The following is a 23930-nucleotide window of genomic DNA, read 5'->3' on the forward strand; positions in this document are numbered from 1 at the left end:
TCATGCCGCGGTCGGCGATGCGCGCCGGTGACCGGGTAGCGTCCGGAACCGATGCTCTTCGACGCGCTGACCGAGCCCTCCGACGCGATCGCGGTGCGCGTCGGCGACGAGACCCTGACCTACCGCGAGATGCGCGACGCGGCGGCCGCGGTGGCCGACCACGTGGCCGGCGCCGAGCGCGTCGGGGTATGGGCGGACGTCTCCGCGCACACGGTCGTCGGGGTGGTGGGCGCGCTGCTCGCCGGCGTCCCGGCGGTCCCGCTGAACCCGAAGGCCGGCGAGCGCGAGCTCGAGCACATCCTGGGCGACAGCGCGCCCCAGCTGATCCTCGCGGCGCCGGACGCGGACGTGCCGGCGGATCTGCCGCGCCACGACGTCGACCTGCGCGCCGCGGGCGGGGACGTCCCGCCGGAGCCCGGCGCCGACCGGGCGGCGCTGGTCGTCTACACGTCCGGCACGACGGGCCCGCCGAAGGGCTCGCGCATGCCGCGCCGCGCGATCGCCACGAACCTCGATGCCCTCGCCGGCGCGTGGGCCTGGACCGCCGACGACGTCGTCGTCCACGCGCTGCCGCTCTTCCACGTCCACGGGCTCGTGCTCGGGATGCTCGGGCCGCTGCGCCGGGGCGGCGGCGGCCACCACGTCGGCCGCTTCTCGCCCGAGGCGATCGCCGCCGCCCTGGACGCGGGCGGCACCATGCTGTTCGCGGTCCCGACGATGCACCGCCGGCTCGCCGACGCGGCCGAGTCCGACCCGGAGATCGCGCGCGCGCTGTCCGGCGCGCGGCTGATCGTCTCCGGCTCGGCCGCGCTGCCCGCCGTCGAGCACGCCCGGATCGAGCGCCTCACGGGGCAGCAGGTCGTCGAGCGCTACGGCATGACCGAGACGCTCATGAACACGGCGGTCCATGCCGACGGCGACCGGCGCCCCGGGTCCGTCGGACCGCCGCTGCCCGGCGTCGACCTGCGCCTCGTCCACGAGGGCGAGGATGCCGGTGGGATCGGCGAGATCCAGGTCCGCGGGCCGAACCTCTTCCTCGGCTACCTCAACCGGCCGGACGCGACCGCCGAGGCCATGACGCCCGACGGCTGGTTCCGCACCGGCGACCTGGCGATGCGCGACCCGGACGGCTACATCCGGATCGTCGGGCGCCGCGGGACGGACCTCATCAAGAGCGGCGGCTTCAAGATCGGCGCGGGGGAGATCGAGAACGCCCTGCTCGAGCATCCCTCGGTCGCCGAGGCGGCGGTCGCCGGCGAGCCGGACGAGGATCTCGGCGAGCGCATCGCGGCATGGGTGGTGGTCGCCCCGGGGGCGGGGAAGCCCGAGCCGCAGGAGCTCGCCGACCACGTCGCCCGCCTCCTCACGCCGCACAAGCGCCCGCGCGTCGTGCGCTACGTCGAGGAGCTGCCGCGCAACGCGATGGGCAAGGTCCAGAAGAAGCTGCTCACGCGCTGATCACGACGTTCCACCCGACGCGCGGATCGCGCTCGACGCGGGCCCCGGCCGGGTCGCCTCCCCAGAGCACCCCCACGGGCCAGCGGGGAGTGTTCGTCGCGATGACCCGGCCGCGGTGGTTGAGCAGCACGGCGTCCGCGCCGACGGCGGCCAGCGCCGGCCCCGCGATGGGCTCGATCGACCCGACCGCGATGTCCGCGCCGGCCACGCCGAGGAACCGCCCGTCGCGCACGACCGGCATCGTGAGCGTGAGGATGTGCTCGTTCGTGCCGCTGTGGTCCACGAACGGCCCGGCGATCCAGCGCGTGCCGGTGTCGCGCGGCGTGGTGAACCACTCGGCGGCCTCGTAGTCGTAGAACTCCGGCCGCCCCGGGTCGAGCTCGGCGTTCAGGAAGACCGGCGGCCCCGACCCCGCGCGCCGCCACCACTCCAGCCAGCGCGGCGCGTCCCGCAGCGCGCCGGGAGCGAAGACCATGCCGGCCCCGGCCACGAGCGGCGACCGCTCGAGGATCGCGTGCACGCGGTCGCGGATGGGCGCGAGATCGGTGCGGTGCGGTGCGGCGGGCAGTTCGAGGACGACCGCGCGCACGCTCGCGATCTCGTCGAAGACGGCCTCCAGGGCGGTGCAGACGCGGTCGAGGACGGGCGCTGGATCCGGCGTGAGGCGGCGAAGGTGCAGCGCGACCAGCGCCTCGAACTCGGCGCCGACGTGCGCGGCCATGCGCTCGCGGGCCGCGCGCGGGCGCCGCTCCCGGACCGCGGCCAGCACCGCGCGGTGATCGCGGAGCGCGCGCTCCGGGTCCGCGACGAGCCAGACGAGCGGCCCGGCTTCGGCCTGCAGGTCCATCTCCGCGCGCGTGAGCCGCAGCGAGCGCGTGGTCGCTGCCAGCTCGACGTGGAAGCGCTCGTCGGCGGCCCGGCGTTCGACGGGCCCGGACGCGGCGGCGAGCCGCTCGACGTGCTCCTCCAGGCGCTCGAGGTCCGGAGCTGACGCCCGCTCGGCCGCCAGCTCGGCGACGGTGGCCGCCACGGCGGTCCGGTGATCGGCCAGGTCGCGCAGCTCGTCGACGCTGAGCGCGCCGATCCGGTCGAGCAGGCGCCCGTCGGCCGGCCCGCGTACGAACGTCCCGCCGTGGCGTCCCCGCCGCGTCTCCACGAGCCCCGTCCGGCGCAGGCCGGCGAGCGCCTCGCGCAGCGTGACCGTCGCCACGCCGAGCTGGGCGGCGAGGTCGCTCTCCGACGGCAGCTGGTCCCCCTCGCCGAAGACTCCGACGTCGATCGCGTCCGCAAGCCGGCGCTCGACCACCGCCACGCGCCCGCCGGAATCGAGCGGGGCGAGGACGCTGTGCCGGCTGCTGGAAGGGAGGTGGCTCGGCGACATCTGGTGGAACGGATCTTGACAGATGACATATGGGTTCATAGGTTTGAGCACGGGGACTCAACCGAGGGAGAGGGTCAGTTGACGATCGATGGCGGGCGACCGGAGACCACCGACGCGTTCGTGGCGGAGTGGCGCAATGCCGCCTACAACTGCTACAGCTCGGGCCACAAGTTCTGCCGCGAGGTCTGCCCGGTCCAGCAGGTGACGCGCAACGAGTCGTGGACGCCGACCGCGTTCCACGCGAACGTCGTGGCGATGGAGCAGGGCGAGCTCGACGTGGCCGACGTCGCCGAGGACTTCGTCAACTGCACGCAGTGCGGTGCGTGCGAGCTGCGCTGCCCGAACACGCTGTTCACCGGCGACTTCTACCGCTTCCGCACCCGTACGGTGGACCTCGTCAAGGCGGTGCGCGCGCTCGCCGTCGATCAGGGCATCCACCAGCCCGGCTACCAGCGCTGGAACCTGCTGACCGACGAGCGCCGCCACGAGCCGGTGCTCGGCGAGTTCGCCGGCGACGCGCCCGCGGTCCCTGTCGACCAGGACCACGTCGCCGACTGGGCGGCGGACCTCGACCTGCCCGTCGGCGGCGAGACGATCCTGTTCGTGGACTGCGAGGCGGCGTTCTACCGCACGTCGGTCCCGCGGGCGGTCGCCCAGATGCTGAAGCAGGCGGGGGTCGAGTTCGGCCTCATGCGCGAGCAGTGGTGCTGCGGCGGGCCGGCCGCGGAGATGGGCTACGTCGAGCAGGCGATGCGCTTCGCCCGCCACAACCTCGACGACTGGCGCGCGGTCGGCGCCAAGCGGGTGATCGTGCTCGACCCGCACGACTACATCACGTTCACCGAGGACTACCCGCGGTACTTCGGGACGGAGGTCGACGACCTGGAGATCGTGCTGGCCGTCGAGCTGCTGGCGGGACTCGTGCGCGACGGGACGCTGACGCCGAGCGTCCCCATCGAGCGCACGATCACCTACCACGACCCATGCCGCCTGAACAAGCGCAAGGGCATCTGGCAGGAGCCGCGGGAGATCCTGCGCGCGATCCCGGGGCTCGACTTCAGGGACGTCGACCGGGTCACCCAGTGGTCGTACTGCTCGGGCGCGGGCGCGGGCCTGCCGGTGGAGAAGCCGGAGCTCACCGCCCGCATCAGCGACCGCCGGCTCGCGCAGGCCGCCGAGCTCGAGGTCGACACGCTCGTCAGCGCGTGCCCGTGGTCCGAGCGGCCGCTGAGCGCCGCGGGTGAGCCGCGGGCCATCGACGTCGTCGACATCCACGAGCTGCTGGCCGAGTCGCTCGGCATCGACGTCGGGGGCAGCCGGGGCGAGGTGGCGTCGTGAGCGTCGCCACGAAGGGCGGCCTCGACGATGCGGTCCTCGAGGAGCTCGCCCAGGTCCTGGGGTCCGAGCACCTGCTGACGACCAAGCCGGCGCGCATGCACCGCGCGCGCGTGCCGGCGCCGTTCCCGGTGCACAGGTGGGCCGACCACGTGCCCGACGCCGTCGTCCTGCCGGCGAGCACCGAGGAGGTCGCGGAGATCGTCCGGATCGCCAACCGCTTCGGCGTCCCGGTCGTCCCGCGCAGCGGCGGCACCGGCCTCACCGACGGCGCGGTGCCGCTGCGCCACGGCATCCTGCTCGATCTCAAGCGCCTGGACCAGATCCACGAGATCGACCTCGAGGACCGAACGTGCACCGTCGGCGCGGGCGTGAACATGCTCAAGCTCAACGAGGTCCTCGGCCGCCACGGGCTGATCTATCCCGACGATCCGGCGTCGTACCCGTGCTCGATGGTCGGTGGCCGGATCGGGACGAGCGGCTGGTCGCTGATCGGCTCGCGCTACGGCCACACGCGCGACCTGGTGCTGAGCTTCGTCCACGTGCTGCCGACCGGCGAGGTCGTGCGCATCGGCGACGGCGGCGGGCGCAAGATCTCCAAGAGCTCGACGGGATACACGCTCAAGCCGCTGTTCATGGGCCACCAGGGCACGCTCGGGGTCGCCACCGAGGCGACGCTCAAGCTGTACCCCAAGCCCGAGGCGGAGCTCTCGCCGTTCTGGTCGTTCGAGGACTACGACACCGCCCACCGGGCCCTGCGCGAGATCGTCCGCACCGACTGCGCGACCTTCGCCGGCGCCGTGCTGTTCGACCACGAGAAGGTCGCCTACCTGCGTCGCGACGACGAGGCGTACATCCCGCAGCCCGAGAGCGTCCGGGCGCTCGTGTGCGCGGTCCTCTACGGCAACGAGGACGAGGTCCTCGCCGGGGGCAGGCGGATCATGCGGGTCGCGCGCGAGAACGGCGCCCGCTACCTCGGCGACGAGATCTCCGAGGGCGACTGGGCCGCGCGCCACGACCGCTACGCGACCCCGCTGCACGGGCGCACGAAGGACGGCCAGGTCGTGCCGATGAGCTGGCACTGCGAGGACGCCTCGACCGTCTGGAGCCAGCTGCCCGCGGTCCGCAGGAAGTGGCACGAGATCGTGGCGGACCTGCGCCGGCGCAGCGACGTCTTCGACGACTGGGGCATGTTCGCCTACACGAACGGCCGGACGGGCGTGGACTACCTGACCGAGATCGACGTCGGGATCTGGGAGCAGGAGCTCGACGACGAGACCTGGGCGATGTGGATCAAGGCCAAGCGGGACATCGCCCAGGTCGCCGTCGACCACGGGGGCTCGATCAGCGCCTGTCACGGCGCCTGCCGGGAGGGCGAGGTCGACGTCGTGCCGATCGAGCTCGGCGGCGCCTACGACGTCATGAAGCAGATCAAGCGCACGCTGGACCCCAACAACGTCATGAACCCGGGCAAGTACGGCCTCGACGGAGCGTTCGAGGAGGACCTCAAGTGAGCGCATTCCGCTACGGCGAGCAGCGCCGGCCGCCGCCCCCCACGCGGGTGACCGACGTCGCCATCACCCGCTTCGAGCACATCTACGAGGTCGACCCGCGGCTGATGACCGAGCACGTGCGCCAGCAGGCGTTCCCGAACTGGGACACCCAGCGCATCGCCCGCAGCCGCCTGGACCACCTCGACTGGATGCACCGCCATTTCGCCGGCAAGGTCCTGTCGGCCGGAGAACTGCTCAGCGACTGAAAGGGACGGATGCGCTTCAGCTACTGCATGCTGCCGGACTACCCGCTCGACGACTCGATCGAGATGATCAAGACCGCGGATCGGCTCGGCTTCCACGCCGTCTACGCGGTCGACGAGACGTGGCACAAGGACCTGTGGGTCCTCTTCGCGGCGGCCGCCGACAAGACGGAGCACATCCGCTTCGGCCCGAACGTCACCCACGTCTTCCTGCGCGAGCCGACGCTGATCTGCCAGCAGCTCGCGACGCTCGACGAGCTGACGAACGGCCGCATGGAGTGCGTCGTCTCGACCGGCAACTTCGGCCTGATGGCCCAGTACCACGTCGACTGGGAGCACCGCAAGCCGCTGTCACGGCTCAAGGAGGCCATGCACGTGATGCGCACGTTCCTGGCCGACGGCAAGATCGACTTCCAGGGCGACTTCTTCCAGTACACGGGGCTGTTCACCGCCGCCCGCCCGGTGCAGGAGCGCATCCCGCTGCTCATGGGCGGCATGAAGGGCCCACGCTCGTTCGTCGCCGCCGGCGAGCTCGCCGACGGCCTGCACCACGCGCTCTCGTACTCGCGCGAGGCCTACGAGTACGTCGTCGACAACGTGCGGACGGGCGCGGACCGCGCCGGGCGCAGCATGGACGACATCGACGTCGGCGCGTGGGTCGTGACCGTCGTGGGGGAGGACTCCGCCGCCGCCAAGCGCGCCGCGCGGATCCTCGTCGCCTTCTACATCTCCTCGATGCCCGCCGAGCAGCTCGGGCGCCATGGCATCTCCCTGGAGGAGGTCCAGCCCGTCGTCGACGCCCTCGGCGCGGGCGACGTGGCCCGGGCCATCCAGCTGTTTCGCCCCGAGCTCGCCGAGAAGCTGTCGCTGGCCGGCACGCCGGAGGAGGTCGTCGAGAAGATCCGGCGCGACATCGAGCCGGCGGGCGTCGACCACATGATCCTCGCGCTCTCCGACGCGCACCTCGTGAAGTTCTTCGCGGGCGAGGACGTCCCGGGCGTGCCGACGATCAACGAGCAGCTGAAGCTCGTCGCCGACCGCGTCATGCCGGCGTTCGGGGCGGCCGTGATGGCCTGACCGCGCGCTACTGCAGGTGGCGGAGGATCAGGCTCGAGACCTCGGCCGCCTGCTGGATGTTCGCCAGGTGCGCCGAGTCGGGCACGACCGCCATCCGCGCCCCCGGCACGCGCGCGGCGATCCGCGCGCCGTGGTCGGGCGGCGTGGCCGGGTCGTCGGCGCCGGCGATGACGAGCGTCGGCGCGGCGATCCGGTCGAGCTCCGGCTCCAGGTCCATGTGCTCGATGGCCTCGCAGCACGCGGCGTAGCCCTCCGGGGGCGTCGCGGCGATCATGGCGCGCAGCCGCTGGCGCACCTCCGGGTGGGCGGCCGCGTAGCCGGGGGTCAGCCAGCGCGCGACGACCGCGTCGGCGACGGCTCCCGTGCCCTGCTCGCGCACGAGCCGCGCCCGCTCGGCCCAGGCCTCGGGCGGCCCGAGCTTGGCCGACGTGCAGCACAGGACCAGGTGGTCGACCCGCTCGGGCGCGTTGATGCCCATCCACATCGCGGTCATGCCGCCGAGCGACACGCCGGCGAGGTGGGCGCGTGGGATCTCGAGCCGGTCGAGCAGCGCGACGACGTCCGCGCCGAGGTCGGCCAGCTCGTACGGGCCGGGGGGCACCGGCGAGGCGCCGTGGCCGCGCAGGTCGAAGCGCACGACGCGGAACGGGCCCGACAGCTCCTCGATCTGGCGCTCCCACATGGCGATGCTGGAGCCGAGCGAGTTGATCAGCACGAGGGCCGGCATGTCCGGCGGGCCCTCCACCAGGTGGTGCACGTCGACGGCGCTCAAGCGGGTCTCCTGTGGTCGTGGGCGTTCAACGCGCGGTCGACGAGCCCCGGTGCGCTGCCGAGATAGCCGGTGGGGTCCATCAGCTCCCCGACGGCGTCGGCCCCCAGATGATCGCGGACCTGCGGATCGTCGCACAGCACCTCGGCGAACGACCGGTCCGACGCGCCCGCCTCACTCGCCGCGCGCTCGACGAGCTCGTGCGCGGTGCCGCGGCCGATCGCGTCGGTCAGCGCCGCGGTCACCCGCTCGGCCAGCAGGAGGCCGCCCGTGAGGTCGAGGTTCGCGCGCATCCGCTCGGGGTCGACCTCGAGGCCCTCCAGGCAGTCGCGCAGCCACGCTGCGGCCGAGCCGGCGGCGACGAGCAGCTCGCGCAGCGGCGACCACTCGGCGTGCCATGCGCCGGCCGCGCGCTCGTGCTCCTGCTCCATCGAGGCCAGCAGCGTGGCCGCGAGCCCGGGAGCCTGGCGGGCGGCGCCGAGCGCGGAGATCGCCGCGACGGGGTTGCGCTTGTGCGGCATGGCCGACGAGCCGCCGCCCGTGCCCTCGCGCACCTCGCCGACCTCGGTCTGGCTGAGCAGGACGACGTCGCGCGCCACCTTGGCGACGGCGCCGCACGCCAGCGCGAGCGCGCCGGCGATGTCGGCGATGCGCGTGCGGTCGGTGTGCCACGGGATGGCGGGCGCGGGCAGGTCGAGCTCGCGGGCGATCCCCTCGAGCACCTCGATGCCCCGGTCGCCGAGCCCGGCGAGATTGCCCGCGGCGCCGCCGAACTGGACGGCGAGGCGCTCGCACCGCACGGCCAGGACCCGGTCGGCCGCCGCGTCCAGGCCGGTCATCCAGCTCGCCGCCTTCAGGCCGAACGTCGTCGGCACCGCCTGCTGCAGGAGCGTGCGCCCTGCGATCGGCGTCGCGCGGTGCGCCCGGGCCAGCGCGGCGGCGGCGAACGCGGCGCCGTCGAGGTCCTGGCGCAGCAGCGTCAGCGCGCGCCGCGCCACGATCATCATCGCGGTGTCGACGACGTCCTGGCTCGTCGCGCCGCGGTGCACCTGGCCCCGGCCCGGGCCCTCGACGCGGGCGGTCAGCGCCTTGACGAGCGGCCCCGCCGGGTTGCCGATCGAGGGAGCCTGCGCCCCGATCGCCACGGGGTCGTAGTCCTCCGCGCGGCAGGCGGCGGCGATCGCCTCGGCGGCGCGCGGCTCCATGAGCCCGGCGGCCGCCTGGGCGCGCGCGAGCGCACGCTCGAAGTCGAGCATGCCCTGCAGGAACGCGTGGTCGTCGACCGCGCCGGCCACCTGCCCGCGCGCGAGGACGCCGCCGAAGAGGCCGCTACTCACGCGGCAGGCCGGCGTAGTTCTCGGCCAGGGACTCGCGTGCGGCGTGCGACGACGTCACGTAGCGCAGCTGCGACCGCTGCAGCTGCATCTCGAACGGGTCCTGGTCGTGCGGGCGGTGCAGCATGGAGGTCATGAACCACGAGAAGTGCTCGACCCGCCAGATGCGGCGCAGGCACCGGGCGGAGTATCCGTCAAGCGCGGTCCGCTCGCCCGTCTCGTAGAACGCGACGAGCGCCTCGGACAGGTTCTGGACGTCCGACACCGCGACGTTCAGGCCCTTCGCGCCGGTCGGCGGGACGATGTGCGCGGCGTCGCCGGCCAGGAACAGGCGCCCGTGCTGCATCGGCTCGACGACGAAGCTGCGCATCGGCGTGATCCCGCGGTCGAAGATCTCGCCCTCGTTGAGGCGGAACGAGCCGTCGCGCGTCTCCATGCGCCGCTGCAGCTCCTCCCAGATGCGCGTGTCGGACCAGTCGTCGAGCTGCTCGTCGGGGGTCACCTGCAGGTAGAGCCGCGTGACGCTGGGCGAGCGCATCGACTGCAGCGCGAAGCCGCGCTCGTGGTTGGCGTAGATCAGCTCCTCCGACGACGGCTCGGCGTGGGCGAGGATGCCCAGCCACGCGAACGGATAGACGCGCTCGTAGACGGTGAGCACGCCGTCGGGCACCGACGGCCGCGACACGCCGTGGAAGCCGTCGCAGCCGGCGATGAAGTCGCACGCGAGCGTGTGGGCGGCACCGTCGTGGGTGAACGTGATCGAGGGTGCGTCGCCCTCGAAGTCGTGCAGCGCGACGTCCCCGGCCTCGAAGAGGATCGTGCCGCCGCCGGCCAGGTGCGCGTCGGTGAGGTCCTTGACGACCTCCTGCTGGCCGTACACGGTGATCGCCCGCCCGCACAGCGCCTGCATGTCGATGCGGTGGCCCTCGCCGTCGAAGCGCAGCTCGAAGCCCTCGTGCAGGAGGCCCTCGCTGCGCAGCCGCTCGTCGACGCCGAGCTCGGCCATCGCATCGACGGTGCCCTGCTCGAGCACGCCGGCGCGCACGCGATGCTCGACATACTCGCGGCTGCGCGCCTCGAGGATCACCGACCCGATCCCGTGGCGGCGCAGCATCTCCGCCAGGAACAGGCCGGCCGGCCCCGCTCCGACGATCCCGACCTGCGTCCTCGGGGTGCCGATGCCGGCGCGATGGCTCACCATGGTGGGCTTCCGAAGCCTGCCGGCATGAGGTGGATCCCCGATCGGTGTTGCACTAACTGCTCCTCCTCGTTCGCCGCCCGCCGGTGGCGGCGTGCAGGTCGGCCTCGATCCGAGCCGCCGTGTCGCGCAGGGGCGGCAGCAGCTCCTTGCGCATGGAGTCGATCGTCCGCCGGCTGGCGTGCGTCGACAGGTTCACCGCGGCGGCGACGGCGCCGTCGCGGTCGTGGATCGGGACGGCGATCGAGCGCAGCCCCTCGTCCAGCTCGCCGTCGACGAGCGCGTAGCCCTGCGCGCGCACGCGGTCGAGCTCGGCGCGCAGCCGCTGCGGGCTGTCGATCGCGCGCCGCGAGCGCGGCGCGATATCGGCGCGGGCGAGGTAGTCCTCGAGTGCGCCCGCATCCAGGCCGGCGAGCATCACGCGGCCCATGGACGTCGCGTAGGCGGCGAAGCGCGTGCCCACGTTGATCGACACGGTCATGATCCGCGAGACGGGCACGCGCGCCACGTAGATGACGTCATCGCCCTCGAGCACCGAGACCGAGGACGACTCCCGCACGTCGGCGACGAGCCGCTCGAGGTGCGGCTCGGCCACCTCGGTCAGCGACATGCTCGACAGGTACGCGTAGCCGAGCTCGAGGATCCGCGGGCTCAGCCAGAAGACGCGCCCGTCGGTGCGCACGTAGTGCAGGTCGACGAGGGTGAGCAGGAAGCGCCGGGCCGCCGCGCGGGTCAGGCCGGTGCGCCGCGCGACGTCCGACAGGGTGAGCTCCGGCGCGTCGGCGCTGAACGCACGGACGACGGACAGCCCGCGCTCGAGCGACTGCACGAAGTGCGCCGGGCGTCCTTCGCCGCCGACGACCTCGAGGTCGCTCACGGCCCGGCCGGCTCCATGCGGCCCGTCACGGCCCGTCGAGTCCCATCTCCGCGAGGACGTCCTGGGCGATCTTGAACGCCGCGTTCGCGGCCGGCACGCCGGCGTAGACGGCCGTGTGCAGGATGACCTCGGCGATCTCCTGCGGCGTGAGGCCGTTGCCGATCGCCGCGCGCACGTGCATGCCGATCTCGCCTTCGGCGCGGATCGCCGTCAACGCGGTGAGGGTGATGATCGAACGCGTGCGCCGGTCGAGTCCGGGCCGCGCCCAGACGTCGCCCCACGCGGTGCGGGTGATGAAGTCCTGAAACGGCTCGGTGAAGGGCGTCGTGCGCGCGACGGCCCGGTCGACGTGCTCGTCGCCGAGCACCTCGCGCCGGACCTGCATCCCGCGCTGGTGGGCCTCAGAGCTCGAAGAAGGCGGTCTCATGCTCGCCCTGCAGGTGGATGTCGAAGCGGTAGCCGCGGCCGTCGACCGGTTCGGCGATCAGCGTCTCGCGCGCGTCGTCGGGCAGCGACCGCAGCACCGGGTCGGTCGCGTTGGCCTCGGCCTCGTCGCCGAAGTAGATGCGCGTCGTGATCTGGCGCAGCATCCCGCGCGCCATGACGGTGACGAGCAGATGGGGTGCCTGGAGCTGCTCGCCGTTGTCGGCGGCAGGCAAGCGGCCCGGTTTGAGCGTACGCACGCGCCAGCGGCCCTCGTTGTCGGTCCCCGAGCGCCCGAACCCGCGGAAGCCCTCGAAGGGCTGGGCGCCACGCGGGTCGTCCGGATGGTCGAAGCGCCCGTTCGGGTCGGCCTGCCACGTCTCGATCAACGCGTCGGGGATCGGGTCGCCGCGGCCGTCGACGACGTGGCCGAAGACCTCGATCGCGTCGGCGTGGTAGGGCTCGACCGCGTCCTCGCGCTCCTCCCACGGGTCCGTGAGGCCGAACGCGAAGTACGGGCCGACCGTCTGCGACGGCGTGACGCCAGGGGTCGGCTCGAGGCTCGGCGGTGGGTACGGGCCGACTTCGGGCTCGCTCACGATGAGGCCTCCCTCCGGCTCGACACGCTGGTGTGTGAGGACCCGCAGGGTCTCACCCGTGCTCCTCCGCGGTCTCGATGTGCGTCGCGTCGGGCCCGCGCAGGACGATGTCCCACTTGTAGGCGAGCGCCCAGTCCGGCACGGTCTCGTCGAGGTCGAAGCTCGAGATCATCCGGTTGCGGGCCTGCTCGTCGGCGACCGCGTTGAAGATCGGGTCCTGGAAGAACAGCGGGTCGCCCGGGAAGTACATCTGGGTGACGAGCCGCTGCGGGACCGCGCGGCCCATGAGCGAGAAGTGGATGTGATTCGGGCGCCACGCGTTGTGGTGGTTGCCCCACGGGTAGGCGCCCGGCTTGATCGTGACGAAGCGCCAGCGGCCCTCGCCGTCGGTCAGGCAGCGGCCGACGCCGGTGAAGTTCGGGTCCAGCGGCGCGGGGTGCTGATCGACCTTGTGGATGTAGCGCCCGCACGAGTTGGCCTGCCAGATCTCGATCAGCTGGCCGGGGATCGGCCGTCCGCCGCTGTCGAGCAGGCGGCCGTGGACGATGATCCGCTCGCCGATCGGCTCCCCGTGGCCGTGGGCGGTCAGGTCGTGGTCGTGCGGGCCGACGCGGTCCTCGCCGAGCAGCGGGCCCGTGACCTCGCCGATCCCCTGCGGCAGGTGGAACAGCGGCCGCCTGGGGAACCGGTACTTCGTAGACCGGTACTCCGGGAAGTTCGACGGATCCTCGCCGGCGGGGATGTCCGGGTAGGTGGGCAGCTGCAGCTCAGCCATGGATGTCCTCTCCTCCTACGCCTCCAGGACGACGGCCAGCCCCTGGCCGACGCCGATGCAGATGGCGGCCAGGCCGTAGCCCCCGCCCTGGCGCCGCAGCGCGTGCGCCAGCGTCCCCAGGATGCGCACGCCCGAGCACCCGAGCGGGTGGCCGATGGCGATCGCGCCGCCGTACGGGTTGACGATCTCGGGGTCGAGCTCCTTCCAGTCGGCCAGGCAGGCCAGCGACTGGGAGGCGAACGCCTCGTTCAGCTCGACGACCTTCAGGTCGCCCCAGCCGATGCCGGCGCGCTCGAGCGCCTTGTTGGCGGCCTCGACCGGGGCGATGCCGAAGATGTCGGGGTCGACGCCGTGCACGCCGCGCCCGGCGATGCGCGCCAGCGGCTCGCGGCCGAGCCGGCCGGCGGCGGCCTCGTCGCCGATGAGCAGCGCGCCGGCGCCGTCGTTGAGCGGGCTCGCGTTGCCGGCGGTGACGGTGCCGTCCTTGCGGAACGCCGGCCGGAGCTTGGCGAGCTTCTCCAGCGACGTGTCGGGGCGGATGCCCTCGTCGCGCGTGAGGTCAACGTCGGGGTACGGGATGACGTGGTCGTCGTAGAAGCCGTCCTCCCATGCGGCGTGCGCCCGCTGGTGGCTCTTGAGCGCGAACGCGTCCTGCTCCTCGCGGCTGATCTCGTAGCGGTCGGCGAGGATCTCCGCCGACTCGCCCAGCGCGATCGTCCACCCCTCCGGCATCTTCGGGTTGACCATGCGCCACCCGAGCGTCGTCGACCACAGCTGCTCGTGGCCGGCGGGGAAGCCCTTGGCGGGCTTGAGCACGACCCAGGGGGCGCGGCTCATCGACTCGACGCCGCCGGCGATGCACAGCGAGTGGTCGCCGGTCTCGATGGCGCGGCTCGCGTCGATCGCCGCCTCGAGGCCGGAGCCGCAGAGGCGGTTCAGCGTGACGCCGGGGACCGTCGTCGGCAGGCCGGCGAGCAGCACGGCCATGCGCGCGACATCACGGTTGTCCTCGCCGGCGGCGTTCGCGTCGCCGAAGAAGACGTCGCCGATCGTGTCCGGGTCGACGTCGCTGCGGTCGACGATCTGGCGCACGACGTGGCCGGCCAGGTCGTCGGGGCGGGTGCCCGACAGCGCGCCGCCGTAGCGGCCGATCGGGGTGCGGATGGCGTCGAGGACGTAGGCGTCTGGCAAGGGTGGTCCTTCTCCTTCGGTACTTACGCCTTGAGGGCCCGCAGCGTGTCGAGCTCCTCGGCGGTGGGCGGGGGCAGGGTCTCGAGCTCGTCGGCGACCTGGAGGTCCCAGCCGGTCGCCTCCTTGGCCTGCTCGACGGTGACGCCCTCGTGCAGCGCGGTGAGGCGGAATGCACGGGTCCGGGGGTCGGGCTCGAGGATGCCGAGGTCGGTGATGATCTTCGTCGGGCCGTCGCCGCGCAGACCGAGGCCCTGGCGGTGGCCGGGATCGCCCGTGCCGTGGCCGACGGAGGTCACGAAGTCGACGGCCTCGACGAACGCGCGCGGGCTCTGGCGCAGGATGACGATGACCTCGCCGCAGTTGGCGGCGATCTCGGGCGCGCCGCCGGCCCCTGGGAGGCGGACCTTCGGGTGGTCGTAGTCGCCGACGACCGTGGTGTTGATGTTGCCGAAGCGGTCGATCTGGGCGGCGCCGAGGAAGCCGACGTCGATGCGGCCCGGCTGCACCCAGTAGTTGAACATCTCCGCGACGGCGACCACGGCGTCGGCGGTCTCGGCGAGGATGCCGTCGCCGATCGACAGCGGCAGGCGGTCGGGCTTGGCGCCGATCGCCCCGGACTCGTAGACGAGCACGAGGTTGGGCGCGTGCAGGCGCTGCGCGAGGTTCGCGGCGGCGCCGGGCGGGCCGATGCCGACGAAGCAGGTGGTGCCGTCCTCGAGCACCCGCGCGGCGGCGACGGTGAGCAGCTCCTCGGCGGTGAACGCCGCCTTCTCGGTATCGGTGCTCATCGGACCACCCCCGCAGCGTCGGCTCCAGGTCGGGACGCCGCGTGGGTGGTGCCCCCGGCTCCCTCCTTCTTGGCGAGGACCTCGTCGTCGAGCCAGCGCTGGAAGCTCTCGCGGTCGCGCGCGACGCCGTCCCAGGCGCGGTAGGCGTCGTTGTCGCGGTCGTAGTAGCCCTGCGCGTAGGAGGGCCGGGCGCCCTGCGGCACCTCGGCGATCGCGGTGACGACCCAGCTCGGCAGCACGACCTGGTTGGGCATGGGCTCGAGCTCGTCGACGATCTCCTCGACGGTGACCAGCGATTGCTTGGCGCCAAGGACCGTCTCCTTCTGCACTCCGCACAGACCCCACATCTGGACGTTGCCCTTCCGGTCGGCGCGCTGCGCGTGGATGATGCCCACGTCGAGGCCGAGGTTCGGGACGGCCGTCAGCTCCTCGCCCGTGAACGGGCAGGTGACGGTCTTGATCGTCTTCGTGTGCTTCGGCAGGTCGGTGCCCGTGTAGCCGCGCATGACGGCGAAGGGCAGGCCTGCGGCGGAGGCGGCGTAGCGGTTGGCCATGCCGGCGTGGCTGTGCTCCTCGATCTCGAGCGCGCACGGGTGCTGGTGCTCGACGGCGTCCCGGAGCCGGTGCAGGCTGCCCACGCCCGGGTTGCCGCCCCAGCTGAAGACGAGCTTGCGGGCGCAGCCGGCGCCGATCATCTGGTCGTAGACGATGTCCGGCGTCATCCGGACGAGCGTCAGGTCCCGGCGGCCCTGGCGGATGATCTCCTGGCCGGCCGCGACGGGGATGAGGTGGGTGAAGCCCTCGAGCGCGATCGTGTCGCCGTCGTGGACGAGCTCGGCGATGGCCTCGGGGAGGGTGGTGATCCTGGCGGTATCTGTGCGCATAGCGAACGGTGTGCTCTCTGCGCACACTACCCGCCGGCGGGGCGATCTGTCCAGACCGGCGTCCGGGTTGGGACGGCGGCGGGTCGCACGGCCGCCCGGACCGCGCGACGGGACGTGCGGGCGTTGGTGTCCGCTGGGCGGGCGTGAGCGCCCGAACGTCGACGCCCGACCACGCGTCGCAGACGAGCGCAGACCGCCCGGTGGGGGAACCGGGGCGCGGTGCGCCTCACCCGGTCCGCTTGTACGTCACCCCGCGCGTCGCGCGCGAGCGGGCGCGCCCACGCGCCTCGCGCTCCCGCGACGCCGCGCGCCGGTCGTCGATCCACGCCTGCTCGCGCTGCAGCTTGCGCCACGACTCGATCCGGTCGTCGTCCACCGCGTCGCGCACGGCACAGCCCGGCTCGCCCGCGTGGGCGCAGTCGGCGAACCGGCAGTCCGCGGCGAGCGCGTCGACGTCCGCGAAGCTCGCGGGCTCCCACAGGCCGACCTCGCGCAGGCCCGGCGTGTCGATCACGAGCGCTCCGCCGGGCAGCGCGATGAGCTCGCGCGCGACCGTCGTGTGGCGCCCGCGCCCGTCGCCCTCGCGCACCGCGCCGGTCGCCTGCCGGTCGCTGCCGAGCAGCGCGTTGACGAGCGTGGACTTGCCCGCCCCCGACGGACCGAGGAGCACCGCGGTCGCGCCCGGCTCGAGCAGCGCACGCAGCGGCGCGATGCCGTCGCCGTGCGGCGCGCTGACCGCGAACCCGTCGACTGCGCCGAGCCTGCGGGCGAGGCGCGCGGCCCCGAGGTGGGCGTCCTCGTCGAGGTCGGCCTTGGTCAGCACGACGGCGGCGGGCACGCCGCCGGCCGCCGCGAGCGCGGCGAAGCGCTCCGCCCGCCGCGCGTTGGGCGCCGGAAGCGGCTCGGCGAGGAGCGCCAGGTCGACGTTCGCCGCCAGCACCTGCTCGGCCGTCGCGGTGCCGGCCGCACGGCGCGTGATCGTGCCGCGCCGTGGCAGGACGGCGGCGATCGCGCCGGCGCGGTCGAGCGCGACCCAGTCGCCGGTCACCGGCGGGGTCTCGCGCAGGCGCCCACGCGCGGGCGCGGCATGGGGCCGGTCCGCGGTTGCGACGAGCCAGCGCCCGCGATGCTGCGCGAGCACGCGGGCGAGGGTGAGGCTGGGGTCGCCGAGCGCGTCGAGCTCGGCGGTCAGGTCAGGGCGCCGGCCGAGGCCGGCGAGATCGGCATGCACTGGGAGAGATCCTCCACGTCGTTTCGGAACACGAGCTCGGCGAGGCGGCCGGGCGACGGCCCGAGCGCCCCGCTCAGGAGGCCGTGGCGAACGTGGTGTGGAGGTGCTGCGTCATCCGCGGGCGACGATACCGGCGCGGGCGGGGCGCGGCAAGCGCGGGCGACCTCCCAGATCGCCCGCGCCGCCGTGCTCGTTCATCCCATCCCAGGGATGCTGTAGCCGTAGGGGTCCGCCTGGCCGGAGCCGCCGTACGGGTCGGTCGGGTCCACCTGCTGGCCGTAGGGATTGGTCGGATCCACCTGCTGGCCGTAGGGGTCGGTGGGGTCGATCTGCTGGCCGTAGGGGTCGGTCGGATCCACCTGCTGGCCCTGACCCTGCTGACCGAACGGGTCGGTCTGCTGCTGGTCCTGGCTCTGCGTGCCGGTCCCGGTCCCGCCGCCGGCCTTCAGCTTCGGCACCGTGTCCTTGACGGTGGCGATCGAGATCGCGAACCCGACGCCCGTGTTGCCGCCGGACTGGCTGGCGATCTGGGCGTTGACGCCCACGACGTCGCCGTTGGTGTCGATCAGCGGGCCGCCGGAGTTGCCGGGGTTGATGGCCGCGTCGGTCTGCAGCGCGCCGGAGATCGTCTGCCCGTTGGGGGACTGGATCGCACGGCCGAGCGCGGACACGATGCCCGACGTCAGCGTGCTCTGCAGTCCGAACGGGCTGCCGATCGCGATGACCGTGTCGCCCACCTGCACGTCGCCGGCGTTGGCGAGGGCGAGCGGATGCAGTTCGCCCGCCTGGGCCGGGTCGACCTTCAGCAGCGCGAGGTCGGTCGACGCGTCGGCGCCCACGAGCGTGGCCGGTATCAGCGATCCCTTGTCGCCGATGCGCACCTGGTAGGAGCTCGACTCCGCGACCACGTGGTCGTTCGTGACGATGTAGCCGTCGTTGTCGATCACGAAGCCCGAACCGCTGGCGTTGCCGGCCTGGACGAACACGACGCCGTCCTTGACCTTCGAATAGAGGTTCGCCAGCGAGACCGAGCCGGAGCTCGATGGCTTCTCGGCGACGGCCTTCGTGGCGCCGGTCGACGGCGTGCCGCCGTCGTTGCTGCCCAGCACGCCGGCGAACACCACGGCGGCGCACACGCCCAGCGCCACGAGGCCACCCAGCAGCGCCGCTCCCATGTTTCTCATTCCTGCACTCATCGATCACCTCGAAAGTTCGTTGTGACCGCAGTGGACCGCAGGCGACTGAAGATCCCGTCAGAAGTTCCTCAGCGCTTCCGAAAGAGAACCGAGGAGTCGCGTAAGCGAGTCAGGCGTGTCCGCTGCTCGAAACCGGTCCTGGCACCCCGGGGCCTCGCCCCCGCGCGGGTATCGTGGCGCGCGTGCTGACCCGCTCCCTTCCCGCCGCGCTGCTCGTCGCCGGCCTCCTCGCGCTCGGTCTGGCCGGGCCCGCGACCCCCGCCCGCGCCGCCGACGCCGACCTCGACGGGGCACGCACCGTCCTGCAGCTCAGCCAGCAGCGGCTGTCGTTCATGCGCACGGTGATGGCGGCGAAGTGGGCCAGCCGCGCGCCGATCGAGGATCTCGCGCAGGAGGCGAGCGTGCTCGACGCCGCGCGCGCCGCCGGCACCGAGCGCGGCTTGGGTCCGGAGACCGTCGCCGGGGTGTTCGCGCAGGAGATCTCCGCGGCGAAGGTGGTGCAGCTCGGGTGGGGCTCGCAGTGGCTGCTGCACGGCTACCCGGCCGACGAGCCGGCGCCGGACCTGACCGCCGTGCGCCCGCAGATCGCCGCGCTCACGCCGCAGATCGCCGATGCGCTCGTGCGCACGGACCGCCTGAACTGCGTCCGCCGCGCCCGCGCGCGGCTGCTGCGCGAGGCGAAGATCATCGTCACGACGCAGTACGTCACCGCGCGCGTGCGCCGCGGCCTGGTCGACGCGATCCTGCGGGTTCGCGGCGCATCGCGCCGCGCCCCCTGCGCCGGCGTGTAGTCCCGCCGAGCCGCATCGCCGCCCGTCGGCGAGCGCCCGCACCTGTGCCCCTACGCCGGCGCGTGGCCATGGACGGCCGCGCCGGGCTCAAGGTTGTTGGCGTTGTGCCGATAGGAACCCGGCCGTCTCGATCTCGACAAGGACCCAGAGCACCCCCAGATGACCCTCTCTCCCGTACGCGGGCTCGCCGCGGCCGCCGCCGGCGGGCTCGCCCTGCTTGCGATATCCGCCCCGTCCGCCGGTGCCGCGTCCATCGCCTGCGCCGCCGGTGCGCCCCTCGGCGCCGCCCAGGGGTGGACCGAGTTCGTCGCCGGCAACGGCCAGCGCGGCTCCGAGTCCGAGGGCTCCATCGCCTACGGCGGCGACGTGGGCGGCATGACCGTCGGCACGCGGCTGACGTCCGGCAAGGACGACCCGACGCTGGTCGTCGCCGGCACCGCGTCCGGCTGGTTCAACCTGCAGAAGGGCAGCGCGTACGCGCCCAACCGCACCGGCGGCGGGGTCAACTTCAACGGCGGCGGCCACTTCCTCGCCACGAACCCCATCGACTTCACGACGGCCTTCGCGGATCTGCGCAGCCGCTCGACGAGCTGGGCCGCGGTCGCGGCGAACGGCACGGCCGACGTCGTCAACTCCGACGTCACCGGCACCTCGCTCGGCGGCAACGTCCTCTGGCTGCGCGGCAGCGACGCGCAGATCAACGTCTTCTCCGTCACCCCGGCGCAGCTGACGGGCATCAAGGCGACGTTCATCGACGTGCCCGCCGGCTCGACGGCGCTCATCAACGTCTCCGGGACGACGGTCACGGTCAACGGCGAGGTCCGTTACCGGTCGGGCGGCACGTACCGTCAGCCCGACGACGCGTCGGTCGGCGACGCGGTCGCGCGCACGATCTGGAACTTCGCCTCGGCGACGAGCGTGAAGCTCAGCACCGGCTCGGCGTTCGGCGGCACCGTCCTCGCGCCCGACGCCGCGGTCGAGGCGGTCAGCGTCGGCCACAACAACGGCCAGGTCATCGCCGCGTCGTTCAGGTCGAACTTCGAGACCCACCAGTTCCCGTTCCCGGGCAACGGCTGCGTGCCGAGCACGACGCCCACGCCGCCCGGTCCCACCAGCGCCGACGTCGCGATCGTGAAGGCCGCGTCCGACGCGACCCCGAAGGGCGGCGACGTCGTCACGTACACGCTGGCGGTGCGCAACGACGGTCCCGACACGGCGAAGAACGTCGTGGCCGCCGACGCGCTGCCGCCCGGCGTGACGTTCAGCTCCGCGTCGTCGCCGTGCACGCAGGCGGCGGGCATCGTGTCGTGTGCCATCGGCGACCTCGCCTCCGGCGCGACGAGGACGCTCACGATCAAGGTGACCGCCGACCCGATCGCCGCGGTCGGCTCCGTCCCGCACCCGGGCGCGACGCACCTGACCCCCGTGTCGAAGGTCGAGCAGCAGGTCGACCTCGAGGCCGGCGACACGAGGACGGTCGCGCTCAGCTGCCCCGCGGGCGGCATCCTCACGGACGCCTCGATCCGCACCGACGCGGTCGACCAGGGCACCGGCGCGCTGACCGACGTCCGCGTCGTGAGCGCCCGGACGACCGGCGCCTCGAGCTGGGAGGCGGTGGTTCGCAACGACGCCGGCGGCCGCGCCCAGGCCAAGGGCTTCGCCGTCTGCCTGCCGGCGAACACCGACACCGCGGACGGCCACCGCCACGCGCTCGTGGTGTCGGACCCCGTGACCGTCACGCAGTCGCCGGCGCCCGGCGCGCAGTCGGTCACGGTGAGCTGCCCGGCCGGCAGCACGCCGATCGTGCCGGGCTGGGCCTTCGCCGGCGGCTCGGCCGTCGTCGCGGGCTCGGAGCCGGTCAGCGGCGGCTGGAGGTTCGACCTCGCGGTCACCGGCGCGACCACCGCGACGCTCTCGGTGCGCTGCCTCGACACCGCGGTCGCCGCCGCCGACGGCCACACGCACGGCCTCAAGCTCACGCACGTGGTCAAGCAGGTCGCCGTGCCCGCCGGGCAGGTCGTCGAGGGCGAGGTCATCTGCCCCGATGACGCCAAGGGCATCGTCGGCACGTGGTCGCTGGCCCGGGGCGTCTTCTCGCTGGGCAACGACCCGCGGCCGAAGACCCGCGCGTACAGGCTGATCAACACCGGGGCGACGCCCGCCACGGCGACGATCGACCTCGAGTGCGTCGGCGACCGCACGGGGGCCGAGCGCAAGGCCGGACCGGCCCCGAAGCCGATCGTCAACACGGCGACGGTGGCCTCGGACACGACCGACCTCGACCCGTCGAACAACAGCTCGAGCGCGACGATCACCGTCACCGGCGGCGGCCCCGCCCTCGTCGGCGGGACGGCGAAGCTGGCCGGCGGCGCCGTGCTGCTGCGCGCCGCGTGCCCGGCGGGCGGCGGCGTCTGCGCCGGCCGGGCGGTCGTGGCCAAGCGCTCGAAGGTCGTGGCCAGCACGACGTTCCGGCTCAAGGCCGGCCAGGCCAAGCTGCTCAAGCTGAAGGTCAACGGCACCGGCCGCAAGGCGCTGCGCGGCAGGACGAACCGCGTGAAGGCGTCGCTGAAGCTGCGCGGCTCGCGCACGGTCGTCAAAGCGCTCACGCTCAAGCGGTAGCGCCCGGGCGCGCCGGGCCCCGGCCCGGCGCGCCTACGCCACCGGCTCCTCCGTGAGCTCGCGGCGCACCCGCCGGCGCAGCTCGGCGAAGTGCACCATCTCGTAGACGATCAGCCCGACGAGGACGGCGACGACGATCCCCAGGGTGACGAGCGAGTCGAGCTCGACGGCCGCCGGGATCAGCGCGAGCAGCACGCCGGCGGTGACCAACCGCTGGGTGCTGAAGCGGTGCATGTTGCGCCAGCGGAACGCGACGTGGGCGAACAGGTACAGCGCCAGGCCGCCGAGCAGTGCGACGGCGGGCACGAGCTTCAGCGGCTCGTCGACGTGGCCGAGCGTCTTCTTGAGGCCGACGGCGCCGAGGACGATCCCGGCGACCATCGGGAAGTGCAGGTAGGAGAACGAGTCGCGCGCCATCTCGTTGGCCTCCCGGCCCGGCGCGGCCTGCGCCAGGCGTCGTTCGGCCACGAGCGCCACGACGTCGAAGTACATCCACCACAGGGCGGCGGCCACGGCGACGCCCAGCACCGCCGCGGCGACGACCCCGGCGTCCACGCCCACCTGCGAGCCGACGCCGATCGCGACGATCGACTCGCCGAGCGCGATGATGACGATCAGCCCGTGGCGCTCTGCGAAGTGGCCGGGGGAGAAGCGCCAGCCCTCGGACCCGAACACGAACGGCTCGCCGACGTCGAGCACCAGCGCGAGCGCCCACAGGCCGCCCTGCAGCAGCCCGTCGGCGAACGAGGCGGCCGCGATCAGGCCGACGCCGACCGCCGTGCCGGCGGTCAGGCCGCGGAGGGAGCGGCGCAGCGCGGGGTCGTCGCCGCTGGCGATGTGGAACAGCGCCAGCTGGCTGAAGCGGACGATCGCGTAGGCCCCCGCGAACAGCAGCCCGCGGTCGCCGAACGCCTCGGGGACGCACAGCGCGGCCACGAGGAACGCGGCCATCGCGGCGAACACGATCAGCCGGACGAGGACCTGCTCGGGATCGACCACGCTCGTCAGCCACGCATAGCCGACCCACGACCACCACAGCACGCCGAGGACGAGCAGCCCCTGCGCGAGCCCCTCCCACGTCGGGTTGTGGGCCATCAGCGCGGTGCACTGCGTCAGCGCCAGCACGAACACGAGGTCGAAGAACAGCTCGAGCGGCGTGACACGGTTGTCGTGGCGCAGCGTCGCGTGCAGGCGGGGGGTGCGGGGCGCGGCGGGGTTGGTCACGGCGCGATCCTCGCAGGGGCTCCGCGGCGCATCCACGCCGAACGGAGGGGCATGACTGCTCGCGCTGGGGAGGCGCGGCGGCGGCGCACGCGGCAGACTGCCCCGATGCTCATCGACGGAAAGGCCATCGCGGCGCGCCTGAAGGAGACGCTGCGCGGGGAGCTCGAGGCGATCGGCGGGGTCGCCGGGATCGCCACCGTGCTCGTCGGCGAGGACGTGCCGGCGGCCGTCTACCAGCGGCGCATCGACCGCGGCGCGCGGGAGATCGGCATGGCGTCGCGGCCCGAGCAGCTGCCCGCCGACGCGACCCTGGGCCAGGTCATCGGCAAGGTCGCCGAGCTCGACGCCGACCCCGACATCTCCGGCATCCTCGTCCTGCGCCCGCTGCCCGCGCACCTGCCCGAGTCGCGGATCTTCGCCGCGCTGCCGCCGCTGAAGGACGTCGAGGCGCTGCACCCGCTCAACGCCGGCCTGCTGTCGCTCGGCATGCCGCGCTTCATCCCGTCGACGCCCGCCGCCGCGTTCCACATGCTCGACCGCCACACCGAGGCGGCCGGCCGCGACCTCGAGTCCGCCTTCGACGGGGCCAACCTCGTCCTCGTCGGGCGCTCGAACAACGTCGGCAAGCCGGCGGCGATCCTGGGGCTGCAGCGCAACGCGACCGTCGTCTCCTGCCATCACCACACCTCGCAGGCGGGCCACCTCGAGGAGTTCACGCGCGGCGCCGACATCCTCATCGTCGCCGTCGGCGTCCCCGGCCTCATCACGGGCGACATGGTCGGCGAGGGGGCGATCGTCATCGACATCGGCATCAACGCGGTCGACGACGGCGCGGGCGGCGTGCGGCTCGTCGGGGACGTCGACACGGCGTCGGTCGAGCCCGTGGCCGAGGCGGTCTCACCGGTGCCCGGCGGCGTCGGGCCGATCACCGACGTGTGGGTCCTGCGCAACGCCGTCGCCGCGGCGAAGCTGAGCCTCGCGCCGGCCGGTCAGCTCGTGCTTCGCTGAGCGAGGCGTAACCTTC

General features: G+C 73.4%; 22 protein-coding genes. 8 read left to right on the forward strand and 14 right to left on the reverse strand.

The features are described 5' to 3' along the window. Nucleotides 1-51: 51 nt before the first annotated feature. Complete coding sequence (locus tag DSM104329_RS04125; RefSeq protein WP_259314126.1) at nucleotides 52-1458, forward strand: acyl-CoA synthetase; 1407 nt, start codon at nucleotides 52-54, stop codon at nucleotides 1456-1458. Here the strand turns inward: DSM104329_RS04125 and DSM104329_RS04130 are convergent. After that, nucleotides 1448-2839 (reverse strand): FCD domain-containing protein, encoded by a 1392-nt coding sequence (locus tag DSM104329_RS04130; protein WP_259314127.1) that lies wholly within the window; start codon nucleotides 2837-2839, stop codon nucleotides 1448-1450. The two genes, DSM104329_RS04125 and DSM104329_RS04130, sit on opposite strands and share 11 nt — an antisense overlap. A gap of 78 nt (nucleotides 2840-2917) precedes the next feature. On the opposite strand from DSM104329_RS04130, the gene DSM104329_RS04135 reads away from it, so the two are divergent. The 4 genes from DSM104329_RS04135 to DSM104329_RS04150 are packed head-to-tail and all read left to right on the forward strand — an operon-like array spanning nucleotide 2918 to nucleotide 7007. Next, nucleotides 2918-4177 (forward strand): (Fe-S)-binding protein, encoded by a 1260-nt coding sequence (locus DSM104329_RS04135; protein WP_259314128.1) that lies wholly within the window; start codon nucleotides 2918-2920, stop codon nucleotides 4175-4177. Then, complete coding sequence (locus DSM104329_RS04140; RefSeq protein WP_259314129.1) at nucleotides 4174-5688, forward strand: FAD-binding oxidoreductase; 1515 nt, start codon at nucleotides 4174-4176, stop codon at nucleotides 5686-5688. Before DSM104329_RS04135 ends, DSM104329_RS04140 begins: the two co-directional genes overlap by 4 nt. After that, entirely contained in the window at nucleotides 5685-5933 is a 249-nt protein-coding gene (locus DSM104329_RS04145) for a hypothetical protein (RefSeq protein ID WP_259314130.1), read from the forward strand. The genes DSM104329_RS04140 and DSM104329_RS04145 overlap by 4 nt, the downstream gene beginning before the upstream one ends. A 9-nt stretch (nucleotides 5934-5942) precedes the next feature. Beyond that, a complete protein-coding gene (locus DSM104329_RS04150) occupies nucleotides 5943-7007 on the forward strand; it encodes an LLM class flavin-dependent oxidoreductase (RefSeq protein ID WP_259314131.1) in 1065 nt (354 codons plus the stop codon). Nucleotides 7008-7014: 7 nt separating this feature from the next. Here the strand turns inward: DSM104329_RS04150 and pcaD are convergent, their stop codons facing one another. The 12 genes from pcaD to DSM104329_RS04210 form a co-directional block, all read right to left on the reverse strand. Beyond that, nucleotides 7015-7779: a 3-oxoadipate enol-lactonase gene (gene pcaD / locus DSM104329_RS04155; RefSeq protein WP_259314132.1), complete on the reverse strand. Its 765-nt coding sequence runs from the start codon at nucleotides 7777-7779 to the stop codon at nucleotides 7015-7017. Continuing rightward, nucleotides 7776-9113, reverse strand: coding sequence for a 3-carboxy-cis,cis-muconate cycloisomerase (gene pcaB, locus DSM104329_RS04160; RefSeq protein WP_259314133.1), 1338 nt, complete (start codon nucleotides 9111-9113; stop codon nucleotides 7776-7778). The genes pcaD and pcaB overlap by 4 nt, the downstream gene beginning before the upstream one ends. Next, nucleotides 9106-10311, reverse strand: a complete 1206-nt coding sequence (gene pobA, locus DSM104329_RS04165; protein ID WP_259314134.1) for a 4-hydroxybenzoate 3-monooxygenase — start codon at nucleotides 10309-10311, stop codon at nucleotides 9106-9108. Before pobA ends, pcaB begins: the two co-directional genes overlap by 8 nt. Before the next feature lie 52 nt (nucleotides 10312-10363). Continuing rightward, nucleotides 10364-11185: an IclR family transcriptional regulator domain-containing protein gene (locus tag DSM104329_RS04170; RefSeq protein WP_259314135.1), complete on the reverse strand. Its 822-nt coding sequence runs from the start codon at nucleotides 11183-11185 to the stop codon at nucleotides 10364-10366. A 25-nt stretch (nucleotides 11186-11210) separates the two neighbouring features. After that, nucleotides 11211-11570: a 4-carboxymuconolactone decarboxylase gene (pcaC, locus tag DSM104329_RS04175; protein ID WP_259314136.1), complete on the reverse strand. Its 360-nt coding sequence runs from the start codon at nucleotides 11568-11570 to the stop codon at nucleotides 11211-11213. A 16-nt stretch (nucleotides 11571-11586) separates the two neighbouring features. After that, nucleotides 11587-12207 carry a protocatechuate 3,4-dioxygenase subunit alpha gene (gene pcaG / locus DSM104329_RS04180; RefSeq protein WP_259314137.1) on the reverse strand — a complete coding sequence of 207 codons (621 nt, stop codon included), beginning with the start codon at nucleotides 12205-12207 and terminating at the stop codon, nucleotides 11587-11589. 52 nt (nucleotides 12208-12259) lie between these two features. Next, nucleotides 12260-12982, reverse strand: coding sequence for a protocatechuate 3,4-dioxygenase subunit beta (gene pcaH, locus DSM104329_RS04185; protein WP_259314138.1), 723 nt, complete (start codon nucleotides 12980-12982; stop codon nucleotides 12260-12262). A 15-nt stretch (nucleotides 12983-12997) separates the two neighbouring features. Next, complete coding sequence (locus DSM104329_RS04190; RefSeq protein ID WP_259314139.1) at nucleotides 12998-14173, reverse strand: thiolase family protein; 1176 nt, start codon at nucleotides 14171-14173, stop codon at nucleotides 12998-13000. 23 nt (nucleotides 14174-14196) lie between these two features. Further along, nucleotides 14197-14961 carry a CoA-transferase subunit beta gene (locus DSM104329_RS04195; RefSeq protein ID WP_259314140.1) on the reverse strand — a complete coding sequence of 255 codons (765 nt, stop codon included), beginning with the start codon at nucleotides 14959-14961 and terminating at the stop codon, nucleotides 14197-14199. Further along, on the reverse strand, nucleotides 14958-15845 hold the full coding sequence (locus DSM104329_RS04200; protein ID WP_259314141.1) for a CoA transferase subunit A: 888 nt from the start codon (nucleotides 15843-15845) through the stop codon (nucleotides 14958-14960). Before DSM104329_RS04200 ends, DSM104329_RS04195 begins: the two co-directional genes overlap by 4 nt. A gap of 226 nt (nucleotides 15846-16071) precedes the next feature. Then, nucleotides 16072-17076, reverse strand: a complete 1005-nt coding sequence (rsgA, locus tag DSM104329_RS04205) for a ribosome small subunit-dependent GTPase A (RefSeq protein WP_259314142.1) — start codon at nucleotides 17074-17076, stop codon at nucleotides 16072-16074. Between the two features lie 194 nt (nucleotides 17077-17270). Continuing rightward, nucleotides 17271-18260, reverse strand: a complete 990-nt coding sequence (locus DSM104329_RS04210) for a S1C family serine protease (RefSeq protein WP_259314143.1) — start codon at nucleotides 18258-18260, stop codon at nucleotides 17271-17273. A gap of 194 nt (nucleotides 18261-18454) precedes the next feature. Between DSM104329_RS04210 and aroQ the strand changes: the two genes are divergently transcribed. Further along, nucleotides 18455-19063 carry a gamma subclass chorismate mutase AroQ gene (aroQ, locus tag DSM104329_RS04215; protein ID WP_259314144.1) on the forward strand — a complete coding sequence of 203 codons (609 nt, stop codon included), beginning with the start codon at nucleotides 18455-18457 and terminating at the stop codon, nucleotides 19061-19063. Nucleotides 19064-19222: 159 nt separating this feature from the next. Then, a complete protein-coding gene (locus tag DSM104329_RS04220; RefSeq protein WP_259314145.1) occupies nucleotides 19223-21682 on the forward strand; it encodes a choice-of-anchor A family protein in 2460 nt (819 codons plus the stop codon). A 33-nt stretch (nucleotides 21683-21715) separates the two neighbouring features. Here the strand turns inward: DSM104329_RS04220 and DSM104329_RS04225 are convergent, their stop codons facing one another. Beyond that, nucleotides 21716-22906, reverse strand: coding sequence for a low temperature requirement protein A (locus DSM104329_RS04225; RefSeq protein ID WP_259314146.1), 1191 nt, complete (start codon nucleotides 22904-22906; stop codon nucleotides 21716-21718). A 105-nt stretch (nucleotides 22907-23011) separates the two neighbouring features. Here DSM104329_RS04225 and DSM104329_RS04230 point away from each other — a divergent pair, with 105 nt between their 5' ends. Continuing rightward, the gene (locus tag DSM104329_RS04230; protein WP_259314147.1) at nucleotides 23012-23914 is read left to right on the forward strand and encodes a bifunctional 5,10-methylenetetrahydrofolate dehydrogenase/5,10-methenyltetrahydrofolate cyclohydrolase; all 903 of its coding nucleotides are present in this window, start codon (nucleotides 23012-23014) and stop codon (nucleotides 23912-23914) included. The last annotated feature ends 16 nt before the right edge of the window (nucleotides 23915-23930 follow it).

It is taken from the genome of Capillimicrobium parvum, assembly GCF_021172045.1.
In the GTDB taxonomy this organism is placed as follows: domain Bacteria; phylum Actinomycetota; class Thermoleophilia; order Solirubrobacterales; family Solirubrobacteraceae; genus Capillimicrobium; species Capillimicrobium parvum.